The organism is Mesorhizobium sp. WSM4906 (assembly GCF_029674625.1).
Taxonomy (GTDB): domain Bacteria; phylum Pseudomonadota; class Alphaproteobacteria; order Rhizobiales; family Rhizobiaceae; genus Mesorhizobium.
On sequence record NZ_CP121355.1, the window covers coordinates 1,006,897 to 1,019,720 of the forward strand.

Sequence of the window (12,824 nt, forward strand, 5' to 3'; positions counted from 1 at the left end):
TGAAATGGCGACTTGAGGGCGTTAGAGCAGTTCAGCGATTGGTAAAATCGCTGAACTGCTCCAGCTATTGTTTTTTCGCAATTCCGACCGGAAAACCGTTACACACTTTTCCTGGAATTGCTCTAGAGCAAGGCAAAGGATCCGCCGATGTCCAAGCTCCAGAACCCCGTACAGATGGCTGTGATCGGTGCCGCGCACGGCATCAAGGGCGAATTGCGGGTGAAGACCTTCACCGGCGATCCGCTGGCGCTGGCCGATTACGGGCCGCTCTACGCCAAGGATGGCCGCGCCTTCCAGATCCTCGATATCAGGCCGGCCGGCACGGTGGTCGTGGTGCGCCTCAAGGGGGTCAACGACCGCAACGCCGCGGAGGCGCTTGCCGGCACCGAACTGTTCGTCGACCGTTCGGTGCTGCCGGACGATGGCGAGGAGGACGAGTTCTACCATGCCGACCTCATCGGCCTGGAGGTCAGGGACGAAACCGGGGCCATCGGCAGGGTTGTCGCCGTTCACAATTTTGGCGGCGGCGACATACTCGACGTCACGCTCGCCGGCCGCAAGGGCGTCCTGATCCCGTTCACGCAAGCCGCCGTGCCGCATGTGTCGATCGCCGACGGTTTCGTCCAGGTCGATCCGCTGGCGGCGGGGCTGGTCGACGACGAGGAGAGCGAGGCGCCGGGCCATTCCGACTTCGATCCGAAGGGCAGGCCGCGCGGACCGAAGGATGCCGGGGGCAACCGGTGAGCTTTGCCGCCTCGGTGCTGACGCTCTATCCCGAAATGTTTCCGGGCGCGCTCGGCCTGTCGCTCGCCGGCCGCGCGCTGGAAACCGGCACCTGGTCGCTGGAGGCGATACAGATCCGCGACTTCGCCACCGACAGGCACCGTACCGTCGACGACACGCCGGCCGGCGGCGGCGCCGGCATGGTGATGCGCGCCGACGTGCTGGCCAAGGCCATCGACTACGCCTCGCCGCCGGGCGATCCGCGTCCGCGTCTTTTGATGAGCCCGCGCGGCAGGCCGCTCACGCAGTCCCGGGTGCGGGACCTGGCCGCCGGGCCGGGCGCCGTCATCCTTTGCGGCCGCTTCGAGGGCGTCGACCAGCGGCTGATCGAAGCGCGCAGCCTGGAAGAAGTCTCGATCGGCGATTTCATCCTGTCGGGCGGCGAGCCGGCGGCGCTGGTGCTGCTCGACGCCGTGGTTCGGCTCTTGCCCGGCGTCATGGGCAACGCCGTCTCCGGCGAGGAGGAAAGTTTCGAGAACGGCCTGCTCGAGCATCCGCACTACACACGGCCGCAGGAATTCGAGGGCAGGCCGATCCCGGACGTGCTGATTTCCGGAAATCACAAGAGGATCGCGGAATGGCGGCGCGCCGCGGCCGAGAAGCTGACCAGGGAACGGCGGCCGGATCTGCTGGCGCCAGGTCAACCCTTGGTAAAATAGTAGAAGGCCAAAAGCAGGCCGACGGCGACGACGAAGCCGCGCACGACGCCTTGCGGCACGCGCTTGGCCATCCACACCCCGGCATAGCCGCCAAGCGCCACGCCCGGGATCATGACGATCGCCTGCGGCCAGGCGACGACGCCTCCGGAAACGAAAACCAGGATGGCGACAATCGCGATCACGATGGACAGCATGTTCTTCAACGCGTTCAGGCGGTGATAGTCGCCGGCCTGGGTGATGCCGAGGGTGGCCAGCATCATCACGCCCATGCCGGCGCCGAAGAAGCCGCCATAGACCGCGGTTGCGAACTGAGCGAGCGAACCGGCAAGCGAGCCGACCGAGGCCTGATGCTCCGGCCCGGCCGCCGGCTTCAGCCATGGCCCGGCGGCAAACAGGGCGGTGGCGGCGATGAGCAGCCACGGCACCAGGGCCCGGAACGATGGATTGTCGAGCGCCAGAAGGATGAGCGAACCGGCCAGCGCACCGCCAGCCGAGATCAGGCAAAGCAGCAGGGCGCCGCGCCAGAAATGCCGGATATCGGTCCAATAGGCGAGCGTCGAGGTGATGTAACCCGGCAGCTGCGTCACCGAGGAGGTGGCGTTGGCGACGATCGGCGGCAGGCCGACCAGCGTCATGGCGCCGAAGGTGAGGAAGGTGCCGCCGCCGGCGACCGCGTTGGCGGCGCCCGAGGCAAAACCCGCGAGGAAGAGCAGGACGGCATCGAAGAACGTCATTGAGGGGAGGCCCAGAAAGATCACTTTTCCGGCTTAGAAAGCTCGCTGGCTTCGCGCAACCCGGCAGGGCGGCAATAAGATGGTGCCATGGCCGCAAAAAATACGCCTCAAAGGCGTGACAAAGCGGCGAAATAGCTGTATGTCGCCGTCCGAACCGGAAGAACGATCTTCTGGACCCGTCAACAATGGCGGTGTAGCCGTCCCTGCCCAATGCCTGCGGCAAAGGGCATAGCCGAGCGGTCATTGGAACTGCAAGGCGAGCCGAGGACGCTCTGACTGTCGGAAGAACAAGAAGTGGATATTTGAGATGGATCTCATCCGTCAGCTCGAGGCCGAGCAGGCCGCCAAGATCGAAGCCAAGCGCAAGCTTCCCGAATTCCAGCCCGGCGACACCGTGCGCGTCCAGGTGCGCGTCACCGAGGGCAGCCGCACCCGCGTCCAGGCTTATGAGGGCGTCGTCATCGCCCGCTCCGGCTCCGGCTTCCAGGAGAATTTCACCGTCCGCAAGATTTCCTACGGCGAAGGCGTCGAGCGCGTTTTCCCCGTCTACTCGCCGATGGTCGAGGGCGTCGAGATCGTGCGCCGCGGCAAGGTGCGCCGCGCCAAGCTCTATTACCTGCGCGACCGTCGCGGCAAGTCGGCCCGTATTTCGGAAAACACCGGCGTGCGCGCCCGCAAGCTGAACGATGAAGAGCGCGACGCGCTGAACGCCGAACGCGCCCGCATCGAGGCCGAGAAGGTCGCCGCCGCCGAGGCGCTGGCCGTCGAGAAGGCCGCGCAGGACGCCGCCGAGAAGAAGGCCGCCGAGTCCGCGTCGGCCGAGTAAGGTTCTTCAACAGACATGTTTTGGAAAGGCGGCTTCGGCCGCCTTTTCATTGTGCGGTACCCAACGTCGTCATTCCAGGGCGAAGCAGCAGCGAAGCTCCGTCGCGGAGACCCTGGAATCCATTCCGTGACCATGATCGTAGAGTGCAGCGGAGCAGAATTCTGCACCGTTGCGGCGTTTCGAAGTCACGGCATGGATCCTCGGGTCTGCGCTGCGTCGCTTCGCTCCTTGCTCCGCCCGTGGATGACGAAGACAGGTTGACAGCCGTTTAGCTTGTACACTAAATAATCGCGTACAAGATATATGGAGATCGATATGTCCGCACTCTACACTACCCAGGCTCGCGTCGTCGGTGGCCGCGCGGGCCATGCCGAGACCAGCGACGGTCTACTCAAACTCGATCTGGCGATGCCGAAGGAGCTCGGCGGGCAGGGTGGCGCCACCAATCCCGAGCAGCTTTTCGCCGTCGGCTATGCCGCTTGCTTCGAAAGCGCCATCCGCTTCGTGGCGCGCAAGAAGAAGCTGCCGCTCGAGGACGCGGCGGTGACGGCCACCGTCAGCCTCCATCCGAACGACCAGGGCGGCTTCAGGCTGGGTGTCGCGCTGGCGGCGGAGACGAAAGGCCTTGATCAGGCGAGCGCGGAGGCGCTTGTATCGGAAGCGCACCAGGTCTGCCCCTATTCCAACGCCATCCGGGGCAACATCGACGTGGCGCTTTCCACGGTGGCGCTTGCGGCAAAGGCGGCATGACGACGAAGATCGAAACCAGACCCGGGGATGTCCCGGCGGATACCGCCGGGACGATTGCCGTTCCGCGTCTCGACCAGCAGCTCTGCTTCGCGCTCTATTCGGCAAGCGGGCTGATGACCAGGCTCTACCGGCCGCTGCTCGATCCGCTCGGCCTCACCTATCCGCAATATCTGGCGATGCTGGCGCTGTGGCAGCGCTCACCCATGACCGTCGGCGAGCTCGGCGAGGCGCTGGGTCTCGATTCGGCGACGCTGACGCCGCTGATCAAGCGGATGGAGGCGGGCGGCCTCGTCACCCGCCGGCGCGATGCCGCCGACGAGCGCCGGGTGCTGGTCGAACCGACCGCCAGGGGCCAGGCGCTGCGCGCCAGCATGAAGGATGTCCAGGCGGCGCTTGCCTGCAGCATGCCGCTGGAACGCACCGAGCTCAAAGCGCTGCACGGCACGCTTACCCGGCTGGTCGCGGGATTGCGCGAGGCCGCCGCCGATCAGGACTGATCCCGGCAACGTCCGTTCTCGAATTCACCTCTCGGAAGCACTGGGATCCACATCGACGCGGGAATGCGCAGCGGACCGGCTTGCAAGGCGCTTGCGGCAAGCTAAAGTCGGCGCCGGTTTTTCTCTTGGCGCACCGGGATCGTGCGGCCAATCACGTTCGGGGAGTTTGTCATGATCAAGTCGAAACTGCTTCTGGCCGGCCTGCTGGCCTGCCTTCTCGCGCCTGTCGCCGCGCTCGCCGATACGCTGCCCGATCTCGGCGGCAAGAAGGTCGTGGTGGTGACGGAGAACGCCTATCCGCCGCTGCAGTTCATCGATAAGAAGACCGGCAAGCAGATCGGCTGGGAATATGACGCCATGGACGAGATCGCCAAGCGGCTGAACTTCAAGGTCGAGTACCAGAACACCTCCTGGGACGCGATGATCCAGGCGGTTTCCGACAACCAGTACAACATCGGCATGACCGGCATCACCATCAAGGATGACCGCAAGCAGAAGGTGGACTTTTCCGACCCCTATATGCGCTCGGAACAGTTCATGCTGGTGCGCGGCGATGAAAATCGCTTCACCGACGCCAAGACTTTCGGCGCCTTCAAGGACGGGCTGATCGGCGCCCAGCCGGGCACCACGCCCTTCTACACCGCGGTCTACAGCGTTCTCGACGGCAACGAGCAGAATCCGCGCATCAAGCTGTTCGAGACCTTTGGCGCGACCGTACAGGCGCTGAAGTCCGGCGACGTCGACGTGGTGCTCACCGACGGCACCGCCGGCAAGGGTTATGTCGACGCCTCCGAAGGCAAGCTCAAGCTGATCGGCGGGCCGCTCGGCACCGAGGATTTCGGCTTCATCTTCCCGAAGGGCTCCGACCTGGTGAAGCCGGTCAACGCCGCGATCGCCGCGCTCAAGGCCGACGGCACGCTGGACGCGCTGAACAAGAAGTGGTTCCTTGACTACAAGATGGGGCAGTAGGCGCTTTTGCTGGCGGCAGTGGTTGTGCAGGAAATCGCGCCGGCTTGGCGCTTGAGCACCCCCCTCTGCCCTGCCGGGCATCTCCCCCTCAAGGGGGGAGATCGGACGTCGCGCCGGCTTTCGCCAATCTCCAACGCTGCAGAATGGGCAGTGAGGCCGAAGCTGCCAATCTCCCCCCTTGAGGGGGAGATGTCCGGCAGGACAGAGGGGGGTCTCATAGAGCGCTGCCGCCGCAAAAACGGCCGCGATTGCATCGCCTGATGCCAGCGCCCGCATCCACCGCCAAACCCGAATTCCCCTGGTGGCTGGCGGTCGCGGCCGTCCTCGCCTTGGCCGCGGCGCTGGCGATCGCCGCGAGCAACCTCTATGCCGAGGTGTTCGCCACCGTCGCCAAGGGCATCGGCATCACCGTCTTCGTCACGGTGGTTGCTTTCGCGCTGGCCTCGGCGCTCGGGCTGGGCATCGCGCTGATGGCGTTGTCCGGCTCGCAGTGGCTGCGGCAGATCGCCCGCTTCTATGTCGAGATCATCCGCGGCGTGCCGATCCTGGTGCTCCTGTTCTGGATCGCCTTTGCCGGCGCGCCGGCCTTCGTCGCGGCGTGGAACGCGTTGACGGCGCCGCTGCAAAGCGCGGGCTTCCTCGGCGAGCTTCTGGTGCGCGACATCTCGCTTCTGTGGCGCGCCATCATGGCGCTGACCATCGGCTATTCGGCCTTTATCTCGGAGGTGTTCAGGGCCGGCATCCAGTCTGTCGAGAAGGGTCAGATCGAAGCGGCCAAGGCGCTCGGGCTGACGCGCGTCCAGCGTTTCCGGCTGATCGTCTTTCCGCAGGCGATCCGCACCATCCTGCCGCCGCTCGGCAACGACTTCGTCGCCATGGTCAAGGATTCATCGCTGGTCTCGGTGCTGGGCGTCGCCGACATCACCCAGCTCGGCAAGATCTATGCCGCCGGCTCCTTCCGCTTCTTCGAGACCTACTCGATCGTCGCCTATATCTATCTCATCCTGACCGTCGGCCTGTCGCTGGCGCTCAGGGCGCTGGAGCAGCGGCTGCGCCGGCAGCATGAGGAATAGCCGTCGGGCAAAGACCGCGCTACTTTTGGTATGGCATGCATGCGGCGGGGAGGAGCCGACCCATGAATTTGGACAAGGCCAATGCGGCGCTCGATTCCGTCTACACGGCCGAGACGCCGGAAGCGCTCGCCAAGGCCTATGCCGAATGGGCGGCGACCTATGACAGCGAGACCGCCTCGCTCGGCTATCTCCTGCCTTTCCTCATCACCGCCTGGGTGGCGCGCCACGTGCCTTCGGACGAAGGCCCGTTGCTCGACGCCGGCTGCGGCACCGGCCTGTCAGGGCCGTCGCTCAAGGCGCTTGGCTATGGCGCCATCGCCGGCCTCGACCTTTCCGACGACATGCTGAAGCTCGCCGGCAGCCGCCAGGCATATGACGAGCTGAAGAAGGCGATGCTCGGCGGCCCGCTGCCCTGGCCCGACGGGCATTTCCGTGCCTTCTTCTCGACCGGCGTCTTCACCATCGGCCACGCGCCGGCCGCCGGCCTGCACGAGCTGGTGCGCATCACGAAGAGCGGCGGCCACGCCATCTTCACCGTGCGCGACCAGGTTTTCGAGAGCGGCGGGTTTCAAGCGGTGTTCGACGAGTTGGAGCGTGCAGGGAAATGGCGTCTCGTCGAGCAAAGCCCGTGGTTCCGCTGCTACGCGATCGGCGACCCGGAAGCGCTGGTGAAGACGTTTGTGTTCGAGGTGATGTGAGCGGTGGCCTTTCCTTCCCCCCTTGTGGGGGAAGGTGGATCGGCGCGATAGCGCCGAGACGGATGAGGGGTGTTCCAGCGGAGTGAGACGTTGGCATTCCCTGGAGCACTCCTCATCCGTCGCCTTCGGCGACACCTTCTCCCACAAGGGGAGAAGGAGGGCGCGCTGCGCTAATTGCCGAAAAGCCAAAACATTGCTATCTACCCCGCCATGGAAGAGCTTTTCGGCGATCCGGCCTATAAGGGTTTCGTGCTGCAGGACAGGAAGCGCCTGCCGTCGCGATTTGCCGCGCGCGTCTGCGGCGCGCTCACCAGCCGACTTAGCTGAGGCCGACTGATCAAGTCGCTTCGCCAGCTTTCAGCCCCGGCGCCAGCTTTTCCCATTCTCGTATCGACGGATTTACGCACATGAGCGCACCGCGCACCCTCTACGACAAGATCTTCGACGACCATGTCGTCGACCGCCAGGACGACGGCACCTGCCTGCTCTATATCGACCGCCATCTCGTCCACGAGGTCACCAGCCCGCAGGCCTTCGAAGGCCTGCGCATGAGCGGCAGAAAAGTCCGGCATCCGGAAAAGACGCTCGCCGTGGTCGACCATAACGTGCCGACCTCGCCCGAGCGCAAGTTCGGCATCAAGAACGAGGAAAGCCGCATCCAGGTCGAGGCGCTGGCCAGGAACGCCAAGGATTTCGGCATCGACTATTATTCCGAGAACGACGTCCGCCAGGGCATCGTCCATATCATCGGGCCGGAGCAGGGTTTTACGCTCCCGGGCATGACCATCGTCTGCGGCGACAGCCATACTTCCACCCATGGCGCGTTCGGAGCGCTGGCGCATGGCATCGGCACGTCGGAGGTCGAACATGTGCTGGCGACGCAGACGCTGATCCAGCGCAAGGCCAAGAACATGCTGGTGCGCGTCGACGGCCAGCTTCCGGAAGGCGTCACCGCCAAGGACATCATCCTCGCCATCATCGGCGAGATCGGCACCGCCGGCGGCACCGGCTATGTCATCGAATATGCCGGCGAGGCGATCCGCTCGCTGTCGATGGAAGGCCGCATGACGATCTGCAACATGTCGATCGAGGGCGGGGCGCGGGCCGGCCTGATCGCGCCGGACGAGACCACCTTCGCCTATGTGAAGGACAAGCCGCGCGCGCCGAAGGGCGCTGCCTGGGATGCGGCGATGGCTTATTGGAAGACACTGCATTCCGACGAAGGCGCGCATTTCGACAAGGTGGTCGTGCTCGATGCGCAGAAGCTGCCGCCGATCGTCTCCTGGGGCTCTTCGCCCGAGGATGTCGTCTCGGTGCAGGGCGTGGTGCCCAATCCGGAAGAGATCGCCGACGAGAACAAGCGTTCCTCGAAGCTGCGCGCGCTCGACTATATGGGGCTGACGCCGGGAACCAGGATCACCGACATCGCGCTCGACCGCGTCTTCATCGGCTCCTGCACCAATGGCCGCATCGAGGACCTGCGCGCCGCCGCAAAGGTGGTCGAGGGCAAGAAGGTCAATCCGCGCGTCAATGCGATGATCGTGCCGGGCTCCGGCCTGGTGAAGGAACAGGCCGAGGCCGAGGGTCTCGACAAGATCTTCGTCGCCGCCGGCTTCGACTGGCGCGAGCCTGGCTGCTCGATGTGCCTGGCCATGAACGACGACCGGCTGAAGCCGCACGAGCGCTGTGCCTCGACCTCGAACCGCAATTTCGAGGGCCGGCAAGGTTTCAAGGGCCGCACCCATCTGGTGTCGCCGGCCATGGCGGCAGCCGCCGCGATCGCCGGCCACTTCGTCGACATCCGCGACTGGAAGTAACGGCCAGCCTGGAATACAGGAAATCAGCGCAGGCGCTGGAGAATAGCTGAAGCCGCCCCAACCTCGTCATCCCAGGGCGAAGCAGGAGCGTAAGCTCCGTCGCGGAGACCCTGGGATCCATGCCGTAACCTTGATCGAAGGGTGCAGCGGAGCAGAATTCTGCACCGTTGCATCGCTCGTATTTCACGGAATGGATCCTCGGGTCTGCGCCGCATCGCTTCGCTCCTTGCTTCGCCCGAGGATGACGATCGCGATGGCCGTTCCGGCTAATCACCAAGGCGTGCGACCTGCCAACGCAAACATACCCCGACCTGTCGAAATTTCTCGCCAGGGAACTTATCTCTCTCCCCTTCGGATGATCTGATGGAACTCCTCGCGTCGGCCGGGCTCGTCCGTGGCGACCACCAGCGCCAGTTTCTGCTCGTCGAAAATCCTGAACCATTCGTCCCATTCGACCAATTCGTAGCCGCCGGCGTTGAACGGCCGCTCCGGACGATCGTTGTCTTCATAGGCGGTCTGGCCAAAAACCAGGCGCAGCATGGGTTGCGTTCCGGCCTCGGGCGACACGTCGACGACGGCCGGAAATCCGGCGCGCGCGGCCGCCCAGGAACGGATCGCATCGTGATCGGTCAGGGTGATCGTACCGGCCATCGGCGTTCTCCTTTTCGTTGAAAACGCCGGCCTTGCGGAGCCGTTCCGTAGCCTGGCTTAACGGCTTGTTTGCGCTTGCGTACTAGCATCTCCCCCTGGGTAAAGTTGGGGAAAGTCGCAGTCGTTTGGACACCGGTCTGCTCATAGCGCTGCTCAATCCCACGATAGCGCTGGCGCTCGGCGCTGCGTTCCTCGTGCTGTGGTTTCATCAGCGCCACCGCCCGTATCTGGCGGCGCTGGCGGCGAGCTATTGCCTGTCGGCCGTGGGCTTCCTGCTGCAATATTTCACGCTTCCGGTCGGCGTCGTGGCGACCAAGCTGATCTCCAACATATGCTTCACGATCGCCGCCTGCTGTCTTTCCAGCGCGATCGTCGTCCGCTACGGCCGGCGTGTGCCCTATATCGGCATCGGCATCATGACCGGCGGCGGGCTCGCCGCCTTCGCATGGTTCATGTTCGTCCAGCCGGATCTCACCTGGCGCGTGCTCAGCATGAATTTCGGCTTCGGCGGCTTGAGCCTGCTCGTCGCGGCCGAGCTCAGGCCGGTGCGCAACAATGGGCCGACCGAAAAGATCCTGTTCGTGCTGTCGTTGCTTTCGGCGCTGAACTTCACCGCCCGGACCCTGATCGTCGTCATCGCGCATGGGCCGTTCCCGAGCTATGTCGGTTTCTACGGTTCGTCCTACTGGACGACGGCGCTGCTGTCGCACGCGCTTTTGTCGCTCCTGATCGCGCTCTGTCTGTTCACGGCGGCGGCGCTCGACGTGATGAAGGCGCTGAAGGCCGAGACCCAGACCGACCCGCTGTCGGGGCTCCTCAATCGCCGCGGCTTCGAGGATCGGGCAGCATTTCTGCTCGATCGATGCGCCAAGGCGGGATCTCCCGTTGCGCTCGTGCTTGCCGACCTCGATCATTTCAAGGCGCTGAACGACCGGCACGGGCATGAGGCGGGCGACAGGGTGATTGCCGATTTCGCCGCCAAGCTGCGTTTCGCCACGGGCACGCGGGGCGCTGCCGGCCGCATCGGCGGCGAGGAGTTCGCCGTCCTTCTGCCGCTCAGCGATCTCGCCTCGGCGCGCCTGTTTGCCGAAGCGATCCGCAGCTACTATTCGGCTGGCGCGATCGACGGGCTTCCTTCCGGCGTCAGGGTGACCGCGAGCTTCGGCGTCGCCGCCCGCACCGGGAATGAAGGCCTGGCGCCGCTGATGCGGCGCGCCGACGAGGCGCTCTACAAGGCCAAGAGGAACGGTCGCGACAGCGTCCGCCTCTCCTACGAGCGCCCCGAAACCGTCTTCGTGGCTGAAGCGGTCAGCGTCGGCTGAGGCGGGCTGACCCCCCGCGACTTCGTCGTCCTCGGGCTTGACCCAGGGCTTGACCCGAGGATCCATGCCGTGTCGACTGCCTTAGAATGCAGCCCATCAGATTCTGCACCGTTGCGGCGCTCCAAAGTAACGGAATGGATTCTAGGGTCTGCGCGCGTCGCTCCGCTCCTTGCTCCGCCCTAGAATGACGACCGAACGGGCCTTGCAGCTAATCGCCAAGGCCTGCGGTTCCGCACCATAGCCCGCGTTAACGTGTTTTTCGCTCGTCGATGGTTTTCTGTCCGGGGGACTCAAGGAACATGGGCAGCGCTGATTTCATCCTGGTGATCAATCTGTTCGTCGCCGGGCTTCTGGCGGCGGCCTTCATGGCGATCGCCATCTATGACGTCGGGCGTGTGCCGGCGCGCTGGCTGGCCTTCGGCTATGTGCTTGGCATGGCCTATTTCGCCATCGAATTCAGTATCCCCGCCTTTGCCGATGCCCGGCTGCCGGTTGTCGTAGCCTTCGCCGTCTTCCTCGGCGCAACCATCGCCTTCAATGGCGGGCTTGCCCACAAATACGGCGTGACGCCGCCTTGGGCGCCGATGCTGTTCTTCCTGGCTGTGTCCTCGGTCGCCGTCTATTTGGTGCAAGACCTGCCGCGCCAGTCGCTCACCCGCATGATGGCCTATCAGCTTCCCTATGCCGCCATGCAGTTCACCGCTCTCGGCATCGTGCTGTCCTCCAGGCAGAGGCTCGGGCGGCTCGACCACATATTGATGCTCGTGCTCGCGGCGAGCGCCGCGCAGTTCGCCTCGAAACCTTTCATCGCCGGCGCTTTGGGCGGCTGGGGTGCCAATCCGCAATCCTATGTCGGGACGAGCTATGCGCTGGTGTCACAGTCGCTCGGCACCGTGTTCGGCTTGGCGGTGGCGCTGCTTGCGCTCGCCATACTGGTGCGCGACGTGCTCGCCGAAGCCACGTCGAAGTCGGAAACGGACGCGCTGTCGCGGCTCTTCAACCGTCGCGGCTTCGAGCGGCATGCCGCACTTGCGATGCGCGACGCCGTGCGCCAAGGCGTTCCGGTGGCGCTGCTCATTGCCGACCTCGACTACTTCAAGAGCATCAACGACAGCTACGGTCATGCCTGCGGCGATCGCGTCATCGAGACCTTTGCGGGCTTCCTGCGCGAGGCAGCGGCCGAGCACCATGTCGCCGGCCGCATCGGCGGCGAGGAATTCGCCATCATCCTGCCCGGCACCAATCTTGCCGCGGCGCGGCTGTTCGCCGAGGGTGCGCGCAGCGCGTTCAGCGCTCTGCCGATCGACGGCCTGCCCGTCGATCATCGCTGCAGCGCAAGCTTCGGTGTTGCCGAGCTTGCCGCGGATGAGAGTTTTTCAGATCTTCTTCGTCGCGCCGACGATGCGCTCTACGCAGCCAAAAATGCCGGTCGCGACTGCGTCCGGGTCTCGACCGGGCGAGGCCGGCGGCAAGGTCCGGTGCTGTTCAACGGCAGGGGCTGAGATTGGGCATCTCGCCGTCGGAAAGCCCGTACATATAGGAGCGGCCCTTGACGAAAACCGGCGGCTGATAGCAGCCGGGCGCGCCGGCATCGTCCGAATCGTAGATCACGTCGGGCTGCCCGGCGCCGGTGTAGTCGGAAAGCTGCTTGGCGAGCCTGCCCTGGCCGACGATGATGCGCTTGTAGCCGGCGGCGCTGTCGATAACGAGATTGCCGAAGGAATCGGCATAGACGCGGTCGTGATGGCGCAGACCTGCCTCGGCCGGCGTGGCGATCGCGATGGCAAGAGCCGCCAGAGTCACGGCGGCGAAGCTTGCCCGCGCTGATTTCGAACGCATGTCGCTCTCCCTTATGCGCGCGACCCCTGGATCGCGCCCCAAACGTGGTTCGAATCAGAAATTAACCCTTTCTTAACCTTTGTTAAGGGGCTGACGCCCTGCAGGGCCGGAACTTAATGAACATGGTTAATTTCGGCGGCTGTTCTGCGCATCGCCCCCCCCAGGCCAATCCAATCGTCTCCAGGCGAGCTTGATCTTGGCGCATC

General features: G+C 64.7%; 15 protein-coding genes. 12 read left to right on the forward strand and 3 right to left on the reverse strand.

Translation table 11 applies throughout. The annotated features are described in order from the left end of the window. Positions 1-147 precede the first annotated feature (147 nt). Positions 148-744, forward strand: coding sequence for a ribosome maturation factor RimM (rimM, locus tag QAZ22_RS04780; RefSeq protein WP_278205839.1), 597 nt, complete (start codon positions 148-150; stop codon positions 742-744). Then, on the forward strand, positions 741-1,442 hold the full coding sequence (trmD, locus tag QAZ22_RS04785) for a tRNA (guanosine(37)-N1)-methyltransferase TrmD (RefSeq protein ID WP_278205841.1): 702 nt from the start codon (positions 741-743) through the stop codon (positions 1,440-1,442). The genes rimM and trmD overlap by 4 nt, the downstream gene beginning before the upstream one ends. Here trmD and QAZ22_RS04790 read toward each other — a convergent pair. Further along, positions 1,424-2,176, reverse strand: a complete 753-nt coding sequence (locus tag QAZ22_RS04790; RefSeq protein ID WP_278205842.1) for a sulfite exporter TauE/SafE family protein — start codon at positions 2,174-2,176, stop codon at positions 1,424-1,426. The genes trmD and QAZ22_RS04790 overlap by 19 nt on opposite strands. 307 nt (positions 2,177-2,483) lie before the next feature. Between QAZ22_RS04790 and rplS the strand changes: the two genes are divergently transcribed. The 8 genes from rplS to leuC all read left to right on the forward strand — a co-directional run bounded on the left by rplS (position 2,484) and on the right by leuC (position 8,806). Next, complete coding sequence (rplS, locus tag QAZ22_RS04795) at positions 2,484-3,002, forward strand: 50S ribosomal protein L19 (protein WP_278077800.1); 519 nt, start codon at positions 2,484-2,486, stop codon at positions 3,000-3,002. A 315-nt stretch (positions 3,003-3,317) separates the two neighbouring features. Continuing rightward, complete coding sequence (locus tag QAZ22_RS04800) at positions 3,318-3,752, forward strand: organic hydroperoxide resistance protein (protein WP_278205844.1); 435 nt, start codon at positions 3,318-3,320, stop codon at positions 3,750-3,752. Next, positions 3,749-4,249, forward strand: a complete 501-nt coding sequence (locus QAZ22_RS04805; protein ID WP_278205845.1) for a MarR family transcriptional regulator — start codon at positions 3,749-3,751, stop codon at positions 4,247-4,249. Before QAZ22_RS04800 ends, QAZ22_RS04805 begins: the two co-directional genes overlap by 4 nt. Before the next feature lie 171 nt (positions 4,250-4,420). Continuing rightward, positions 4,421-5,218, forward strand: a complete 798-nt coding sequence (locus QAZ22_RS04810; RefSeq protein WP_278205846.1) for a transporter substrate-binding domain-containing protein — start codon at positions 4,421-4,423, stop codon at positions 5,216-5,218. A 260-nt stretch (positions 5,219-5,478) separates the two neighbouring features. After that, entirely contained in the window at positions 5,479-6,291 is an 813-nt protein-coding gene (locus QAZ22_RS04815) for an amino acid ABC transporter permease (protein ID WP_278205848.1), read from the forward strand. A 62-nt stretch (positions 6,292-6,353) separates the two neighbouring features. Continuing rightward, positions 6,354-6,989 carry a class I SAM-dependent methyltransferase gene (locus tag QAZ22_RS04820; protein ID WP_278205850.1) on the forward strand — a complete coding sequence of 212 codons (636 nt, stop codon included), beginning with the start codon at positions 6,354-6,356 and terminating at the stop codon, positions 6,987-6,989. Positions 6,990-7,163: 174 nt separating this feature from the next. After that, a complete protein-coding gene (locus tag QAZ22_RS04825) occupies positions 7,164-7,316 on the forward strand; it encodes a hypothetical protein (protein WP_189523815.1) in 153 nt (50 codons plus the stop codon). Between the two features lie 80 nt (positions 7,317-7,396). Continuing rightward, on the forward strand, positions 7,397-8,806 hold the full coding sequence (gene leuC, locus QAZ22_RS04830) for a 3-isopropylmalate dehydratase large subunit (RefSeq protein WP_278205851.1): 1,410 nt from the start codon (positions 7,397-7,399) through the stop codon (positions 8,804-8,806). A gap of 336 nt (positions 8,807-9,142) precedes the next feature. Here leuC and QAZ22_RS04835 read toward each other — a convergent pair whose 3' ends face one another. Further along, complete coding sequence (locus QAZ22_RS04835) at positions 9,143-9,457, reverse strand: hypothetical protein (protein ID WP_278205852.1); 315 nt, start codon at positions 9,455-9,457, stop codon at positions 9,143-9,145. A 125-nt stretch (positions 9,458-9,582) separates the two neighbouring features. On the opposite strand from QAZ22_RS04835, the gene QAZ22_RS04840 reads away from it, so the two are divergent. Next, the gene (locus tag QAZ22_RS04840; protein ID WP_278205853.1) at positions 9,583-10,779 is read left to right on the forward strand and encodes a GGDEF domain-containing protein; all 1,197 of its coding nucleotides are present in this window, start codon (positions 9,583-9,585) and stop codon (positions 10,777-10,779) included. 299 nt (positions 10,780-11,078) lie between these two features. After that, positions 11,079-12,281 carry a GGDEF domain-containing protein gene (locus QAZ22_RS04845; protein WP_278205854.1) on the forward strand — a complete coding sequence of 401 codons (1,203 nt, stop codon included), beginning with the start codon at positions 11,079-11,081 and terminating at the stop codon, positions 12,279-12,281. Here QAZ22_RS04845 and QAZ22_RS04850 read toward each other — a convergent pair. Then, entirely contained in the window at positions 12,265-12,618 is a 354-nt protein-coding gene (locus QAZ22_RS04850; RefSeq protein WP_278205855.1) for a hypothetical protein, read from the reverse strand. The genes QAZ22_RS04845 and QAZ22_RS04850 overlap by 17 nt on opposite strands. Between the last annotated feature and the right edge of the window lie 206 nt (positions 12,619-12,824).